The organism is Priestia koreensis, from assembly GCF_022646885.1.
GTDB lineage: Bacteria > Bacillota > Bacilli > Bacillales > Bacillaceae_H > Bacillus_AG > Bacillus_AG koreensis_A.
In genome coordinates this window covers 1,200,382-1,216,628 of the sequence record NZ_CP061868.1, presented here as the reverse complement: position 1 = coordinate 1,216,628, position 16,247 = coordinate 1,200,382, and the positions used below count along the sequence as shown (strand labels likewise).

15 protein-coding genes and 2 riboswitches are annotated in these 16,247 nt (G+C 40.3%); of the genes, 4 read left to right on the top strand and 11 right to left on the bottom strand.

Going from position 1 to position 16,247, the window contains the following annotated elements:
• Window positions 1-261 precede the first annotated feature (261 nt).
• From IE339_RS06025 to thiC, 7 genes are all read right to left on the bottom strand, one after another.
• Window positions 262-1,218 carry a sensor domain-containing diguanylate cyclase gene (locus IE339_RS06025; protein WP_242174789.1) on the bottom strand — a complete coding sequence of 319 codons (957 nt, stop codon included), beginning with the start codon at window positions 1,216-1,218 and terminating at the stop codon, window positions 262-264.
• Between the two features lie 112 nt (window positions 1,219-1,330).
• Window positions 1,331-1,415: riboswitch (cyclic di-GMP riboswitch) on the bottom strand.
• Window positions 1,416-1,585: 170 nt separating this feature from the next.
• A complete protein-coding gene (aspA, locus tag IE339_RS06020; RefSeq protein WP_242176125.1) occupies window positions 1,586-3,016 on the bottom strand; it encodes an aspartate ammonia-lyase in 1,431 nt (476 codons plus the stop codon).
• 173 nt (window positions 3,017-3,189) lie between these two features.
• A complete protein-coding gene (locus tag IE339_RS06015) occupies window positions 3,190-3,591 on the bottom strand; it encodes a disulfide oxidoreductase (RefSeq protein ID WP_242174785.1) in 402 nt (133 codons plus the stop codon).
• A gap of 3 nt (window positions 3,592-3,594) precedes the next feature.
• Window positions 3,595-4,377 (bottom strand): DsbA family protein, encoded by a 783-nt coding sequence (locus IE339_RS06010; RefSeq protein WP_242174784.1) that lies wholly within the window; start codon window positions 4,375-4,377, stop codon window positions 3,595-3,597.
• Window positions 4,378-4,583: 206 nt separating this feature from the next.
• Window positions 4,584-5,168: a serine/threonine protein kinase gene (locus IE339_RS06005; RefSeq protein ID WP_423809808.1), complete on the bottom strand. Its 585-nt coding sequence runs from the start codon at window positions 5,166-5,168 to the stop codon at window positions 4,584-4,586.
• A 308-nt stretch (window positions 5,169-5,476) separates the two neighbouring features.
• On the bottom strand, window positions 5,477-5,677 hold the full coding sequence (locus IE339_RS06000) for a hypothetical protein (RefSeq protein WP_242174780.1): 201 nt from the start codon (window positions 5,675-5,677) through the stop codon (window positions 5,477-5,479).
• On the bottom strand, window positions 5,655-7,400 hold the full coding sequence (thiC, locus tag IE339_RS05995; protein ID WP_242174771.1) for a phosphomethylpyrimidine synthase ThiC: 1,746 nt from the start codon (window positions 7,398-7,400) through the stop codon (window positions 5,655-5,657). The genes IE339_RS06000 and thiC overlap by 23 nt, the downstream gene beginning before the upstream one ends.
• A 101-nt stretch (window positions 7,401-7,501) precedes the next feature.
• A riboswitch (TPP riboswitch) is annotated at window positions 7,502-7,617 on the bottom strand.
• 176 nt (window positions 7,618-7,793) lie between these two features.
• On the opposite strand from thiC, the gene IE339_RS05990 reads away from it, so the two are divergent.
• Window positions 7,794-7,973 carry a hypothetical protein gene (locus IE339_RS05990; protein WP_242174756.1) on the top strand — a complete coding sequence of 60 codons (180 nt, stop codon included), beginning with the start codon at window positions 7,794-7,796 and terminating at the stop codon, window positions 7,971-7,973.
• Between the two features lie 23 nt (window positions 7,974-7,996).
• On the opposite strand, the gene IE339_RS05985 is transcribed toward IE339_RS05990, so the two are convergent.
• Window positions 7,997-8,311 (bottom strand): YolD-like family protein, encoded by a 315-nt coding sequence (locus tag IE339_RS05985; protein ID WP_242174754.1) that lies wholly within the window; start codon window positions 8,309-8,311, stop codon window positions 7,997-7,999.
• A 32-nt stretch (window positions 8,312-8,343) separates the two neighbouring features.
• Window positions 8,344-9,621: a Y-family DNA polymerase gene (locus IE339_RS05980; protein WP_242174751.1), complete on the bottom strand. Its 1,278-nt coding sequence runs from the start codon at window positions 9,619-9,621 to the stop codon at window positions 8,344-8,346.
• A 195-nt stretch (window positions 9,622-9,816) separates the two neighbouring features.
• Here IE339_RS05980 and IE339_RS05975 point away from each other — a divergent pair, with 195 nt between their 5' ends.
• The gene (locus IE339_RS05975) at window positions 9,817-10,353 is read left to right on the top strand and encodes a YhcN/YlaJ family sporulation lipoprotein (RefSeq protein ID WP_242174748.1); all 537 of its coding nucleotides are present in this window, start codon (window positions 9,817-9,819) and stop codon (window positions 10,351-10,353) included.
• 24 nt (window positions 10,354-10,377) lie between these two features.
• Here the strand turns inward: IE339_RS05975 and IE339_RS05970 are convergent, their stop codons facing one another.
• Complete coding sequence (locus IE339_RS05970; RefSeq protein WP_242174745.1) at window positions 10,378-11,169, bottom strand: DUF817 domain-containing protein; 792 nt, start codon at window positions 11,167-11,169, stop codon at window positions 10,378-10,380.
• Window positions 11,170-11,296: 127 nt separating this feature from the next.
• Window positions 11,297-13,585: an RNA polymerase recycling motor HelD gene (gene helD, locus IE339_RS05965; RefSeq protein ID WP_242174709.1), complete on the bottom strand. Its 2,289-nt coding sequence runs from the start codon at window positions 13,583-13,585 to the stop codon at window positions 11,297-11,299.
• A 411-nt stretch (window positions 13,586-13,996) separates the two neighbouring features.
• Here helD and putP point away from each other — a divergent pair, with 411 nt between their 5' ends.
• Window positions 13,997-15,481 (top strand): sodium/proline symporter PutP, encoded by a 1,485-nt coding sequence (putP, locus tag IE339_RS05960; RefSeq protein WP_242174707.1) that lies wholly within the window; start codon window positions 13,997-13,999, stop codon window positions 15,479-15,481.
• Window positions 15,482-15,586: 105 nt separating this feature from the next.
• Window positions 15,587-16,246, top strand: a complete 660-nt coding sequence (locus IE339_RS05955; protein WP_242174699.1) for an SIMPL domain-containing protein — start codon at window positions 15,587-15,589, stop codon at window positions 16,244-16,246.
• The last annotated feature ends 1 nt before the right edge of the window (window position 16,247 follow it).

Genomic DNA, 16,247 nt, shown 5'->3' with positions numbered 1-16,247 from the left:
TTTTCAGTGTGTATTCATGGAACCACTAAAATGTCCTCTTTCTTAACGGGAGGATAAACCTCCACCTTACAGATTTCTTCTACTTGTATGCCAAGCCGTTTGGTGAACTTTGAATAAAATCCACCACTATAGTTCCTCCTGATGAAGACTATTTCTATGCGCTAAGGCAAAACCGATAAAATCATTATAAATAAAAAACCATCTCCTGCATGCACAGAAGATGGTTTTCCCTAAGTCTTTTTATCAGTACCCCACAGAAGCCTATACAGATCCCATCTCTTTCTTCCGATTCTTATCACGATACATATTTTGATCTGCTTCAATAAATAAGCTATCCACCTTCCCTAGAGAACTGTGGCTGTAAGCGTAGCCGACGGACATGTGAATAGGCAGGCCATCACACGTTTGATTGTGGGAGGTGATGTCACCGTAGATATTCTCACATAGACGCTTCACCGTTGCATACTCAACGTTCGGAATGACGATGGCAAATTCATCGCCACCTATTCGTGCGACGCTTCCGTATCCTTTGAAATAATCGTTTAGGAGAGTGGCGAATTTTTTAATAAGATCATCGCCTTTTTTATGACCATAATAATCGTTGACGTATTTCAAATCATCAAGGTCACATAAAATAATCGCCAAGGACTCATCACAATAACGGTTATAGTGGCCTACTCGTTCTTCAAAGTAGTCTCGGTTGTACACGTCAGTCAACGGGTCGTGAGTAAGACGGTATTCTAATTTTTTTTGCAGACGCATTTTTTCATCAATGTTTCTCATAATTCCTTGAACGGCAACGAGCTCCCCTTTTTCATAAATAGGCGTTGCGTATTCTTCAAACCATTTATAATTTCCATCCATGTCTTTTAGGCGCTGGACAATGGGACGACTATAATCAATCGTGCCACTCATCTTTTTTTGCATGATTTCGTAGTCATCAGGGTGAATTAAATCATACGGTGTTTGTGAATTTTGGTGGAGCTTTTGTAGAACGCCCTCTCCTAAAAAATATTCTACTGACGGACTCGTGTATTGATGTTGAAGAATAGGCTTAATCTGATACGAATAAATAATGTCCTTTGATGTTTCCACGAGCTGAAACACTTTATTTTTGTGAGCAAACCTTCGCCTTCTTTTTGCCCGTGTAACGCTTATATAGAGTTTTAGCATTGCAATTCCAAACATGATACCTAGCATAAAAAATAGTACATTCATAAAAATTTCCCCTACTCTAGCATGATCGTTTTAGTTGTCGTCTTATTGAATAACATGCTCAGCAGCGATAAAAAAAGTAGACAAATACCAATTTGTCTACTTCATTAGATAAATCGGTAACTGGCTGACATAATCTTTCGACTTTAGTCCCTGTAGCTTTGCGTCTTCACCTTTCGATGAATTTGCCTTTATCGCTTTGTTATTTTATTGTTAAAAAATGTTATTTTATGATACAATTATATATAATAACGACAATTAGGTCAATATACCTAATACTATTATATTATTATTTTACCCAAAATTACCTTTTCATTAACATTTAAAATAAAAAAAGCATGAAGACTCCATGTCCTCATGCTTTTTTCACTTATTGACGATCAAACAATGAGCTACCCGCAATTCCTGGGTTCGTCATTTCATACGGATTCAAAATTAAGTCCAGCTCTTCTTCTGTCAGCACATCATACTGCAAACATAGCTCACGGACTGATTTTCCTTTTAAGATCGCTTCACGCGCAATGCGTGATACCACTTCATATCCTAGGTGCGGATTCACAGCTGTAATGATTCCCACGCTTTTTTCTACATATTCTTTCAAGCGCTGTTCATTCGCTTCAATTCCAGCTAAACAATGATGCGTAAATACGCCAAATGCGTTGTTCATAATGCTAATCGATTGTAAAAGGTTAAATACAAGTACAGGCTCCATCACGTTCAGCTCAAGCTGCCCCGCTTCAGAAGCAAGACAAATCGTATGGTCGTTTCCGATTACTTGGAATGCCACTTGGTTAATAAGCTCTGGCATAACCGGGTTTACTTTCCCTGGCATAATCGATGATCCTGGTTGACGAGCCGGAAGACTAATTTCACCTAATCCTGCACGTGGGCCTGACGCCATCAGACGAAGGTCGTTTGCAATTTTAGACATGTTCATCATGCATACTTTTAACGCAGCTGAAACTTCTGTATAAGCGTCTGTGTTTTGCGTTGCATCAACTAAGTGCTCTGCTCCAACAAGCGGGAATCCACTGATATCAGCTAAGTGCTTCACAACATTTTCAATGTAGCGAGGATCTGCGTTCAATCCTGTTCCAACTGCCGTTGCCCCCATATTCACTTCATACAAATGATCGCGTGTGTTCGCAATACGTTTCATATCTCGCTCTAATACGCGACTGTAAGCCTCAAATTCCTGACCAAGACGAATCGGTACTGCATCTTGTAAATGCGTACGTCCCATTTTAATCACGTGATCAAACTGCTTTGCTTTTTCTTTAAACACGCCGTGCATCGTTTTCATCGTCACAAGAAGCTTTTCTAGTAAGCTCAATGTAGAAAGATGAATTGCCGTTGGAAACACGTCATTTGTGGACTGTGACATGTTCACATGACTATTCGGGCTGAGTTTGCTGTAATCGCCTTTGCTGTGACCTAATATTTCCAATGCACGGTTAGCAATGACTTCATTCGCATTCATATTCATAGACGTTCCTGCTCCGCCTTGAATCGGATCAACGATAAAGTAATCGTGCCACTTACCATCAATAATCTCTTCTGCTGCTTGAACAATAGCCTTTCCGAGCCCATCGTACAAGCGCGTAACGTCCATATTTGCAAGCGCTGCTGCTTTTTTTACAATAGCCAGTGCTTTGATCATTTCTTCATGAATTTTATAGCCGGTAATCGGAAAATTTTCTACGGCACGTAACGTCTGAACGCCGTAATATACATCAGACGGAATTTCTTTTTCTCCTAAAAAGTCTCTCTCGGTGCGATAGTTTCCATTAGAAGTTGTCATCATATACCCTACTTTCTTATGTATCCTGATCAATAACGATCATTCTTCCTTACTAACTATAACAGAAATCAGTAAATTGTCAGCCTGAATTTTTAATCTTTTTATTTTTCCATGTTCGTTGCATTTCATGCTTTCCAAAATAAAAAAAGCGATGAAGGCTCATCGCTTTTTTGTTATGCTTTTCTACGTTGAATCACCATACAAATGGTGATAATGACGAACGCTATAAGAGCTAGGAACGGAATTGTAATAAATCCGAGCCAGTTAATGTACTCACCCGTACACGGCACCCCGCTCTGACACATCTGGACGTGCTGCATAGCAGGAATTTTCTGCAACGCATAATGATAGCTCGATAATACAATTCCAATCCCTGATAGGGGCAGAACATATCGGTAAATACGCGCATCATTTTTATAAAAGGCAATCCCTAAAATAAACGCAAGTGGGTACATAAGAATTCGCTGATACCAGCAGAGCGTACAAGGGATAAAGTGGCGAACCTCGCTAAAAAATAAGCTCCCTAGCATTGCAATAAGAGCAGTAAGCCACGCTAACGCTAATGACTTATTCATCGCTTATTTTTTCTCCTTTGCCGCATCTTCAACCATTTTGTTCAAATCATTCAAATCAGATACAGGTTTTCCGTTCACAAAGAAAGTCGGTGTTCCTTGAATACCCAGTTTTTGAACATATGACATATCTTCATCGAAAGCTTTCGTTACCTTGTCACCTTTTACCGCTTCTTGAACTTTTTTCACTTCATCTGGTGTTGCGATCGTGCCTAACGTTTTAGCTAAAAAAGCATCGCTAAAAAATTCTTTTTGCTCGTATGATGTATCTTCAGGCTGCTTTTCATATAGAAGATTATGAAACTCCCAGAACTTCTCGTTTCCTAGCTCTTGGTATACACCCTCCGCAAATTTCGCTGCCGTTTCAGAATCTTCGCGAATAAACGCATAGTTCATGAAATAAAGTTTTGCTTTTCCTGTATCAACCAAATCTTTTTTAATCTTTGGCACGATCTGGCTATTTACCTGCTTACAAATTGGACATTTGTAATCGCCGAATTCAACAATGCTCACAGGAGCCGTTTCTTTCCCTTCAAAGGGCTGATTGCTATAATTAAAGTTTGCTTTAGCAGGTCTTGATTCATCCGCTGCGTTTTTATTTTGCATACCATTGTAAACCAAAATAAAAATCAGTACACACGCGGCAATGATACCAATCGTCCAAAACATCATTTTGGTCGTTGAAGACGTATCAGACTGCTTGGACCCTTTTTTAGCATTTTGCGATGGCGGTTTTACATTTGTCGTTTGCTTTGGCCGATTATTTGATTTTTTATTAGATTTAGCCATGCGTTCACCTCGTTTTTCAAATTGATAACTTATTAGAATGTGTTACTTCCATAATACGTGTTCTCAAGCCTTTTTGGCTAGTAAAGATTAAGGTTGGTCAAATAAATGTCACAAATTCGAGATATCTCACCTAAACATATTGACCCAAAAAAATCGTTGCGACTTTCCACACAAAACGCCCAATCACCCGCATTAATGATTGAGCGTTATTTTTTCCATTTGCGATAGATCCGGTACCCATATCTTGATAGATTCAAAACAAAATAAGGAATGGGTATTGGAAACTTCAGGAGGATTGGGACATACAGCTTGTAATAAGCCTTAGATAAATCTCTCCATTTCCGGTCTTCCTTTTCACGATAAAAATCAGATACGTCTACTACATATCCTCTGCCATTTTCCATCATGACGTTTTTACCGTGTACATCACAAGGCGTTAAGCCCTTTTTCCTTGCATACTGGAGCGCTTCCTCTACGTCTTCAATGACTCGCTTAGGAATTCGAACGGCTCGATGCAGCGCATCATATAGCGTAATTCCTCGCAGTCTCTTTAAAACGAGATAATGCTTACTCTGATAAATAAGCTCTGAGTAAGCAGGGTGAGGGCCGATTTGCTTGTACACATCTGCTTCTAATTCTGCTGCTTCTTCTTCCCTAGCATATACTTTTACGACCCAATCCGGATACTGATTGTTCATAAACACGGCCGCATAGTTTCCAACACCAAGGCACTTCCATCCTTTTGCAACAGAAATGACCTGAATCGGATCATAAGGGTGAGGGCTCTTCATATCCAATGAAGGAAGTAATTTATGTTCAACTTTATAAATAAAATCATCTAAACTCTTCTGCATTTCATACCAACTCCGTATTTACATCAATCTAACTTTTAAAGGATAAACAATATGATCGCATTATATAGAGATTTACGTAAAAAGAAAAGAATTTAAGCTCTCCCTGTTTTCTAAATAGCTTTTTTTAACCTATAGTTCTTCTTTTATATAGAAAACTCCTTCTTAAGTAGAGGTGTAAAAAAGAGAGAGCTAACGGATTAGCTCTCTCTTTGCAAATCGATCTATGGATGGACAATCCAACTTTTTTAATAATGAAGTGACTCTGTATAGTCACACTTTAAACACTTTCTCGTACAATCGGTTTCTAGAAAGACGTGCTGACAATTTGCTTGAATACTAGCAATCTGACGATGTAGTTCCATCACCTCCTTTTTTAGGCGAAGAATTTGCTGTTGATGAAGCTGAATTTGTACAGACATCGTTTTATCGATAAATCGTTGATCCATTGGCGACAAACTCCTCCGCTTTTTGCTTCAACCCTTCTGCTATATCCTCATTTTTTTCTTCCTGTACTTTCTTTCGTAAATCATGTGAAATTCGCATCGAACAAAACTTTGGCCCGCACATAGAGCAAAAATGCGCGACTTTGGCTCCCTCTGCCGGAAGCGTTTCGTCATGATAGCTTCTTGCTCGGTCTGGATCAAGGGATAAATTAAATTGATCGTGCCAACGAAACTCAAAGCGTGCTTTAGACAGCGCATCATCACGCAACTGTGCTCCTGGATGGCCTTTCGCTAAATCCGCCGCATGGGCCGCGATTTTATACGTAATAACGCCCTCTCGAACATCATTTTTATTTGGAAGACCTAAATGCTCTTTCGGAGTTACATAACAAAGCATGGCCGTACCGAACCAGCCAATCATCGCAGCACCGATAGCTGATGTAATATGATCATACCCGGGAGCAATATCAGTTGTAAGTGGTCCAAGCGTATAAAATGGGGCTTCTTGACAAATGTCTAGCTGCTTCTCCATGTTCTCTTTAATCTTATGCATCGGAACGTGCCCAGGTCCTTCAATCATGACCTGTACATCGTGTTTCCAAGCAATCTTTGTTAGCTCACCGAGCGTTTCTAATTCAGCGAACTGAGCTTCATCATTCGCATCTGCAATTGAACCAGGGCGCAGCCCATCTCCAAGTGAAATAGAAATGTCGTACGCTTTTAGGATCTCACAAATCTCTTCAAAGTGTGTATAAAGAAAGCTTTCCTCATGATGCGCCAAGCACCACTGTGCCATAATAGAGCCACCTCGAGAGACAATTCCCGTTAGGCGCTTAACAGTGAGAGGAATGTACCGCAGCAACACGCCAGCGTGAATGGTGAAATAGTCGACTCCCTGTTCAGCTTGTTCAATAAGCGTATCGCGAAAAATTTCCCACGTTAGATCTTCTGCAATGCCGTTTACTTTTTCAAGCGCTTGATAGATAGGAACGGTTCCAACCGGAACGGGGCAGTTGCGAATAATCCATTCTCTCGTTGTATGAATATCCTTCCCCGTTGACAGATCCATGAGCGTATCGGCTCCCCAATGCGTTGCCCATACCATTTTCTCTACCTCTTCTTCAATAGAAGAAGTCACAGCCGAGTTTCCAATGTTCGCATTAATCTTTACGTGAAAATTTCGTCCAATAATCATCGGCTCGCTTTCTGGATGATTAATGTTGGCCGGCAAAATGGCGCGACCCGTTGCAATTTCTTCTCGAACAAATTCAGCAGACAAATGTTCTCGAATAGCAACGAACTCCATTTCAGGTGTAACAATACCTTGTTTAGCGTAATGCATTTGCGTAACGTTTTGTCCTTGCCGCGCTTTTTTCGGCTTACGTCCATTAGAAGAAAGAGGATTGCTACGTTTACTAAATCCATTATCTTCTGGTTTTACTTCACGGCCTTCATACTCTTCTGTATCCTGCCGTTCGGTGATCCACGTCTCGCGAAGAGGCGGTAGTCCCTTCTTCACATTGATACTGTGATTCGGATCCGTATAAGCACCGCTTGTGTCATATACGCGCAGTGGCTCATTTGAAACCTCTCCTTCTGTTGTTACGGTTGGGCTGAGCTTAATCTCTCGCATCGGCACCCGAATCGTCGGGGATGACCCTTCAACATAAACTTTTTTACTGTTGGCAAATGACTTACTCCACTCAAATACGTCAGGCGTACTCATAAATAGCTTCCTCCTTTTAGTAAATGGAGGTCAGCCAGCGAAATAAAAAAAAGGTTCCATGAAATCATGGAACCTGACTGGTTATGTAAAAAGCACAGAAAAGCCTGCACTCTCTACTTCCCTACGCTGGTATGACCCAGATCAGGTTCGGAGGGTCAAAGAACTTTGGGCGTTCTTCTCTCAGTCTAAGCACTATTAGACTCCCCTAGTAGAATGGTGTTTCGTAATAAAATTCGTTATTGCTCTCCTAAAGTATCACATATTTCTGAAAATGAAAACCTTTTTCCATGAAAAAAATAAAAAGTCCTACTATGGGCACCCACACTGACGATCAACCGTTTCACTTATAATTGAGATCGATCTTGGAATACTATTAAAAAAAGGAGAATGACGATGAACATTACTTCAAATGATCAAGCCATTATTGAGCAGGCATTAAAAGTTGCCGCTGCCCAAACAACCGATTATCAGGAAATTACGCAATATGAGGAAGTGTTAAAGAAGATGTCCTCTTCTACTATGAGCGCAAAGCAAGACGGATTTCGCTACGATTACGATGACTATTCTATTTAAGGGAAAGGCTTCTTGCCTTTCCCTTAAATTAATTGTACGTCCACCACGTCTGCAAGCAATCGTTCATGTTGTTCGTTAAACGTATCTACAAATTGCAATGTTGTCTCATACAACATGACTTTCTTGATTTTCCCCATCTCCGTTCGCAGTTCTCCTTTGTGGTAATAGGTCAAATAGACAAGCTGATCGTTATGTAGAGCAGTCTCCAATAAATAATTCATTCGTTCTTCCTGATCTTGTTCTAGCACGGGCTTTATGATTTTGGACTGTGCATTAACTAATGATCGAATGCCTTGAAACTGCTCTGGTATTGCCGCAAAAGGCTGCCATTTCTTCATTATTCGTTCCCCTTATTGTTTCGTTATGTGCGTTAAGATTGATGACCGCTTATTTTTTCATTTCGAGATCGGCCTGTTGCATGGGGCATATAACTTACGGCCCATAATAAACTATTTTTTCCGAAGCGACCCCGAATGTCATCCATCGCATGCGCGAGCTTGATTTGATTTTCTCTTTTTTCTTCATCACAAAATAAATGCATTTGTCTTTCATCATCGTCTACTAGCTGAGTTAAGGCCGTCCCTAACTTTTTAACAGGCCCTCCCTTATAGTAGCGATTAAACAACGTTAAAAATCCTTCGTAAACTTCAAGCGTCAAGTTTGTATCAAAAGAAAGCGTTTGTTGCTTGGAAAATCCTTTTTGTGAATATATATGGTGATACGCAACGGTGAGCTGAATGGTACGAACACATTTCCGCTGTTTTCGAAGCCTGAAGCAAAGCTCTTCAATTTGCTCTAGCAATAAAATTTTCAGGTCCTCTGAGCTTTCATAAGCATGAGGTAGAATTTGGCTTTTATGAATAGACGGTTGAACAGCTCGATAGGTTTCACTAATTCGACTAAAATCAATTCCATTTGCATGTTCATAAAGCATTGTGCCCTTTTCTTTGCCAAAGTGTTGAATGAGCGATGACAACGGGTACACGGCAATGGCTCCAATTGTATAGACACCAAGGCGCTTAAGCTTTACCTCCGTCCTCTCTCCAATCCCCCACATTTTTTTCAGCGAGCGCATCGGCCATAGTTTTTGAGGCAGATCCTCATAATCCCAAGACGCGATACCACTGAGTGCCTTTTTCCCTTCAAAATCTAACGCAAGCTTTGCCATAAGTGGATTCGGACCGATTCCAAAGGTCACATCGACACCTGTCTCAGCGAACACCGCTCGCTGAATAATTAACGCTAATTGAGTGGCGTCTTTTGCAAATAAATGCAAAGAAGCTGTGCAATCAATGAACGCTTCATCTATTGAATATGTATGTAAATCTTCAGGAGCTACGTACCTTAGTAAAATCGAGGTAATGTGATTAGAAACGCGTATGTACGTTGACATCGAGGGATTCATAACATGAATATTCGCCTCCTGTGGAATTTCAAATAATCTCCTTCCCGTTTGAATACCGTGAACTTTTTTCAGCAGCGAAGTAGCGGATAAAACGACAGATCCCTGTTGCTCTTTGTTCGACACTACCGCTAACTTTGTCAGACGAGGATCGAAACCATTCATCAAACACGTGACGGTTGCAAAAAAGCTCCGTGCATCGATGCACATAATGATACGTTTTGGTAAATCCATTGCATTGTTCATATACGCTCCTCCACAAACAGAACATTTGTTCTTATTATAAAAGGTTTAAGCTAGTAGAGCAATCCTTTTATACAAAAAGAAAATTTTTCATCCCTCTACTATCCTTTCTATAGAGTGGGTCAAAAAAACTCAGGAATTTTTTGAATAAAAAAAGCCATAAAACGCATCATAAAAATAAAAAGGAGTGTGGTTTACATGAAAAAGCTACTAACAGCAACTTTATACGGAGCACTAGCGGTGTCATTAGTCGCTGGATGTTCATCTAAAAATGAAGGTCAAGATGATGGAATGAACGATAACGGTACGCGTAACGTCAGCTACAAAAATAATGACAATGATATGAGTGGAAACGTGGACAACGACGCAAATATCAATGATGATAACAACAACCGTGCAGATCGCATGGACGTGGCAGATGACGCAGCAAATCGTATTACAAAATTGAAAGATGTTAAAAATGCAAACGTGATTACAACGAATCATAATGCATACGTAGCAGCTATTTTAGAAGACAATGTAAACGAAGATCGTACAAAAGAAGTAAAAAAGAAAATTGCCAAAGAAGTGCGTAAATCAGATAACAGCATCAATGATGTGTTTGTTTCAACCAATCCTGATGTGTTTGACCGTATGCAAGGTTACGGAAAACAGCTAGAAAAAGGCAACCCTGTATCTGGTTTAGGAAAAGAGATCTCAGAGTTCTTCCAACGTTCGTTCCCAACAAATAATTAATCATGAACAGAAAAAAACCTCCCTTTAAAAGGAGGTTTTTTCTGTTTTGAGCTTCGGTGCTTGTTTCATTTTTCCCTTTACATGCTTTAGCGTCGCTACAATCATAAAGCTTACAATGACAAGAAGGAGCCAAGAGCTCATCTTCCCGATTCCAACGAGGTGCCAACCTTGCTCTTGATTTGGATATTGCCAGGCGCTAAAAAAGGTCGCGATATTTTCTGCTACCCAAATAAAGAAACCAATTAAGACAAACGAAAGCGAAACAGGCATTTTATACGTTCGGTCATTAACCGTAAAATAAACAACCGTTCGATAAAAAATGACCAACGTTGCTACTTTTAATACCCAGCGAAAATCGTAAATAAAGTGATCCGTATAGAAATTAAAATAAATCCCTGCACTCAATACACAGACGAGCCACGTAGATGGCCAATTCACGAGCGTTATATCAAACCTTCGCCACGCTTGGCACATGTAACTTGCTACACTTGCATACATAAAGCCGCTATATAAAGGAACACCGGAAATTTTTGTCCACGCTTCTTCAGGATATGCCCAGGATCCCATGTGTGTTTTGTACAGTTCAAGCGCTAATCCAATGAAATGAAAGACGCAAATAACCTTGACTTCATCCCACGTCTCTCGCTTCGTTACGACCATCAGCACCTGTGTAAAAAGGCAGATGATTAAAATAAGGTCATACCGGGGGATAAACGACAAGTGGATGACTTTTGTGATGGCCAATGATAAAAAGATGACAACAGGAAAGATACACGATTTGGCTTGCTCCATACCAAAATCCCAAAATTGTTTCATTCAATATTCCTCACACTATTTTGATTTCGTCTTTTACAAAAGTAAATTATTCCAAATAAACAATGAAATAACAAGCACTATTTTATCAGCGTAAAAAAACGAACGCAGGAAAACCTCCTGCATTCGTTCATGACCGAAGAATATTTTCTTTTACTTGATGTAGCAACAGCTTCTCACGATCAGGGCTGATTAAATGTAGCACATGCATGGCCCGTGTCATCGCGACATATAAAAGCTTCACATCTAATTCGGTTTGTTCATAAAAATCGTTGTAGCAGGCGATAATGACCGAATCAAACTCTAATCCCTTTGAAACATATGATGGCATGATCAAAAGGTGTCCTTTGTTCATCGGTTCATGCTCTAAAAGGAGCTGTACAGGTTCTGTGCTATGCTTTTTCATGAGCTCATAAATCACGGCACACTCTCGGTCATTTTTTCCAATCACCGCGATCAAATCACAGCCCTTTTCTCTGCTTTCTTTTACGCTTTTTAAAACAGAAGTAACGAACTGCTCTTCCCCTTCAAATGATTGAAATGACGGCTTTTGTCCATGACGAACCACAGGCTCAACCGTCGGGAAATCCTGTTTTAAAAGCTGCAATGTCGCATTTGCCAAATCCATAATTTCAATGGTTGTTCGATAGCTTTTTTTAAGGGTCATAAAATTAGAACGCGGAAGGATTTTTTCAGTAACCGTCTTCCAACTTTTTAATCCTCTATAAGAATGGATTCCTTGTGCCAAATCGCCCACAATGGTAAACATGTCTGTTTCAAGTCCCGCTTTTAGCGCGTACAGTTGAAAGTGGCTGTAATCTTGGGCTTCATCAATGACCACATTTCGAGCACGGTGCTCCTTTGGTATGCCGTTAATTTTATGCTTCATATAGAAAAGTGGTGCTAGATCCTCGACTTCAAATTCTTTTCCTGCTAGGAGAGACTGCTGATACAGCCTAAATCGTTCCGGCTGCTGCGCTGACAAAATATCTTCACTTAGCTCCGCAAACAGCTCAGAGTCATTGAAAAGCTCTTTGTAGTAGGTCAGAATTTTTTTAGGCGCGAGCGGCTTTATATAACGTGAAACGGCAGTCTTTGCTTCTTTTTGAAGCGTATTAAATCGTTCTTCCTTCCATTCCATGACATCAACAACTCGCTGTTTTCGCTTTTCTTTGTTCTGAACATGAAATAGCGCTTGCTCAAGCATCGTGTCGTATTTTTTTTGGATATTATCTAAAATCATCTTCTTTTTTTGACGCAGATGAGATTTTAGTACTTCCTTAATTTTGTCATTACGTTTTTGGAAGGATAGATAGTTGTAATCCGTTAAATAAAGACGCTTTAGCTTCGTTCCGTTCACAAGCCGATATTTTTCTAGCATAAAATCATCTTTCGGACAAAGCTCTAAACGTATTCTGCTAATATAACGGTCCAGCAGCTTCTTATATTTTAAGCTCCCCTTAAAACCAGATATCCATTTTTCAAAGGTCGGATCTTCCCATTCACCGTTCACAAGCTTAATCAGCTTCGCCTGCGGTGAGCGAACCTTCATTTTTTCGCCAATGGCTTCTTGCATATAGTCTATATACGTCGTTTGGCGAATACGGTTTACTCCAAGCTCTGGAAGTACGTCTCCTATGTAATCAATAAACATTCGGTTCGGAGCAATAATCATCAATTCTTCCGGTCGGAACGAATCGGCGTAGTGATAGAGGAAGTAGGAAATGCGATGCAGCGCAATGGTCGTTTTTCCGCTTCCCGCAGCGCCCTGCACGATAATCGGACGGTTCAAGTCAGCACGAATAATTTGGTTCTGCTCCGCTTGAATCGTCGACACGATCTCTGTCAAACGGTGATCGGCTTTTCCTGCTAGTGATTCCTGTAGCAGTTCATCGGTTGTCGTTAAATCCACATCACGAAAATCCAGCAGCTTTCCTTCTTCGATTTTATATTGTCGCTTCTTCGATAAGTTTCCTTCGTACTCTTCTCCGTAAGCTTCGTACGATACATCCCCAATACGACCATCGTAGTAAACGTTCGCAATCGGTGAACGCCAATCGATGACGATCGGCTCTTGCGTCTCAGGCTCATGAAGCGAAATCTTTCCAATATAAAGAATTTCTTCCTCCTGCTTATCCGCTGCTTTAAAATTAATGCGCGCAAAATAAGGCCTCGGAAGTACTTCTTTTAAATGCTTCAGCTCTCCTTCAGCGATATTTAAAAAGTTGCTCGTTGCAAGTAAGCTCGTGTAGTTCAAGCTACTGTCAGAGTCCCCAATGCCTTCCATTGCTTCTTTTAAATTGGTTTTGTGCTGTCCTTGATTGAGTTCTGCTAGTTGGATAATGGCCTGCATGTATCCTTTTGTGTAGGAAAGACGCTCCGTCTCTTTGGAATAATCCGGATGTTTCTGGATAGTCATGATTTTCTCCTTTCACTTTTCATGCTTGAAAGCTGTCATACGAGGGTGTTTGAGAGGGTCTATTTTTTGTGAAAGCACTCTCTAATATACCACATAATGAAACCGCACACAATTTTCTTACACCTAATTTATTCTGTTTCTACGCTGGTGATCTGCTCCTTTTTATTTAAAGCAAACAGAAAAATTTGCTGAAATAAATAATTTAAATATTCATAATATTTTTACTTTATTTTATTTTAGTAAGCGTTTACATACGCAAGGCTATAGCATTTGGCAATTCCTGCTTGTTCTTTTTGAACATCCAATTGGGTTGAATTGATATTCATTGTTTGTTAGGTTAAATAACCATAAGCAGAAAAATTTGAAAATTATTTCAAATTTTTAAAAAAAGAGAGAAAAGGGAGAGATTGGGTGGACGTAGGAGTTTATATTTCATTAGCCATTTATTTTTTAGGGATGATCGGAATTGGGATTTATGCGTATAAAAAAAGCACGGACGATGTATCAGGATATATGCTTGGGGGACGCGGATTAGGTCCTGCTGTTACAGCCTTATCCGCTGGGGCAGCAGATATGAGCGGCTGGATGCTCATGGGATTACCAGGCGCCATGTTTAAAGACGGCGTATCCAGTTTGTGGATTGCCGTTGGATTACTAATTGGTGCCTACTTAAATTATTTGCTTATTGCGCCCCGACTGAGAACATATACGGAAGTAGCAAACGACTCGATCACAATTCCAGACTATTTTGAAAATCGTTTTAATGATACGTCACGAATTCTTCGTACCGTATCAGCAGTTGTCATCATCGTATTTTTCACGCTTTATATCTCATCAGGACTTGTATCAGGTGGTCGATTATTTCAGTCCTCTTTTGGGCTTGATTATAAATGGGGCATGATCCTAACCGCCGCTGTCGTTATTGCTTACACCTTGTTTGGGGGGTTTTTAGCCGTCAGCTTAACAGATTTTGTGCAAGGAGTTATTATGTTCGTCGCCCTTGTCCTTGTACCAATCGTCGCGTTTACGGATGTTGGTGGAGTTAAAACCTCATTTACTATCATTAAAGATGTCAACCCAGCGCTGCTAAACTTCTTTGAAGGCACGACCGTAATCGGCATTGTTTCTCTGTTAGCATGGGGACTTGGGTATTTTGGTCAGCCTCACATTATCGTGCGCTTTATGGCCATTACGTCCATTAAAGAAATTCGCTCTGCGAGGCGTATCGGAATCGGTTGGATGGCGGTTTCCATCGTTGGAGCTATGTTAACCGGGCTTGTCGGCATTTCGTATTACAATCAGAACGGAATGTCGCTGAAAGATCCAGAAACGATTTTCATTGAATTTTCGCATATTTTATTTCATCCACTAATTACAGGGTTCCTTTTATCTGCCATTTTGGCAGCCATTATGAGCACCATTTCCTCACAGCTCCTCGTCACCTCTAGTGGACTGACGGAGGATATTTATAAAACGTTCTTTAGACGACAAGCTACAGATAAAGAACTTGTATTTTTTGGACGCCTATCTGTTTTAGTAGTCGCTGTGATCGGCATTTTAATGTCCCTCACTCCGAGCAAAACGATTTTAGATTTAGTTGGCTACGCATGGGCTGGATTTGGATCTGCATTTGGACCCGCTGTCTTGCTAAGTCTCTTTTGGAAACGTATGACGAAGTGGGGAGCGCTATCAGGAATGATTGTTGGCGCTGCGACCGTCCTCATATGGGTTAATGCAGGATTAAGTCCTAAACTATATGAAATGATCCCTGGCTTCTTCTTAAGTCTCATCGCTGTCATTGTGGTCAGCTTACTTACCAAAAAACCTTCTTCAGACGTGCAAGAAACGTTTGATGAAATGGAAACGACATTAGAAAGAGAATTTAAAGCGATGTGATGGGTTTTAGAGTAGAGAGTCATTCTCTACTCTTTTTTCGTTTTAAGAACGTTAACTGAAACATATATATGAGGGATACGATTATTTCGAACGGAGGTTTATTGTATGCATGGGCTCTACCCTCAGGATCATTACCATGAGCACGATCACCTCAACGCGCTCACAGTAAACGGAAAATCAGAGATTGAAGTAATGCCAGATCAAATTTCATTAACGATTGGGGTGCGAACGGAAGAATTAACTGTTCAAGAGGCGCTGAAAAAAAATGCCCAATTATCAAACGATATGATTCAGGCTCTTCATCAAATTGGCATTCAAAATGGACAAATTGAAACGAAATCCTTTTCGGTTCATCCACGCTATGATTACCATGATGGACACTCAACGCTAATTGGCTATGAAGTTCTTCATTTATTTGAGATTACGGTTAGCGATGTGAAACAGGCTGGGCAGGTCTATGATACGGCACTTACAAGCGGCGCAAATTTAGCTCAGGACATTCAATTCAGCGTTAAAAAACCTGAGCAATACTACCAGCAAGCCTTAACGGATGCATTATTAAATGCTCAGGAAAAAGCGGCTACCCTTGCACAGACAATGCAGGTTCCACTTCAGCGAATTCCCTTTAAAATCATTGAGGAATCCTCCCAATATACGCAGGATTTTCAAGCTTCCTATAAAGGATTTGCTGCTTCTTCTACCCCTATTCAACCACAAACATTAAAAATAAGTGCTTCCGTACGCGCTTGGTTTCGTTATTCCTAAT

Coding starts and splice junctions, on each gene's coding strand:
- IE339_RS05955 (WP_242174699.1), top strand. CDS start 15,587: ATGCATGGGCTCTACCCTCAGGATCATTACCATGAGCACGATCACCTC.
- IE339_RS06010 (WP_242174784.1), bottom strand. CDS start 4,377: ATGGCTAAATCTAATAAAAAATCAAATAATCGGCCAAAGCAAACGACA.
- IE339_RS05985 (WP_242174754.1), bottom strand. CDS start 8,311: ATGAAGAAATGGCAGCCTTTTGCGGCAATACCAGAGCAGTTTCAAGGC.
- IE339_RS05990 (WP_242174756.1), top strand. CDS start 7,794: ATGAACATTACTTCAAATGATCAAGCCATTATTGAGCAGGCATTAAAA.
- IE339_RS06025 (WP_242174789.1), bottom strand. CDS start 1,218: ATGAATGTACTATTTTTTATGCTAGGTATCATGTTTGGAATTGCAATG.
- helD (WP_242174709.1), bottom strand. CDS start 13,585: ATGACTATCCAGAAACATCCGGATTATTCCAAAGAGACGGAGCGTCTT.
- aspA (WP_242176125.1), bottom strand. CDS start 3,016: ATGACAACTTCTAATGGAAACTATCGCACCGAGAGAGACTTTTTAGGA.
- thiC (WP_242174771.1), bottom strand. CDS start 7,400: ATGAGTACGCCTGACGTATTTGAGTGGAGTAAGTCATTTGCCAACAGT.
- IE339_RS05980 (WP_242174751.1), bottom strand. CDS start 9,621: ATGAACAATGCAATGGATTTACCAAAACGTATCATTATGTGCATCGAT.
- IE339_RS06000 (WP_242174780.1), bottom strand. CDS start 5,677: ATGGATCAACGATTTATCGATAAAACGATGTCTGTACAAATTCAGCTT.
- IE339_RS06005 (WP_423809808.1), bottom strand. CDS start 5,168: ATGAAGAGCCCTCACCCTTATGATCCGATTCAGGTCATTTCTGTTGCA.
- IE339_RS06015 (WP_242174785.1), bottom strand. CDS start 3,591: ATGAATAAGTCATTAGCGTTAGCGTGGCTTACTGCTCTTATTGCAATG.
- IE339_RS05975 (WP_242174748.1), top strand. CDS start 9,817: ATGAAAAAGCTACTAACAGCAACTTTATACGGAGCACTAGCGGTGTCA.
- IE339_RS05970 (WP_242174745.1), bottom strand. CDS start 11,169: ATGAAACAATTTTGGGATTTTGGTATGGAGCAAGCCAAATCGTGTATC.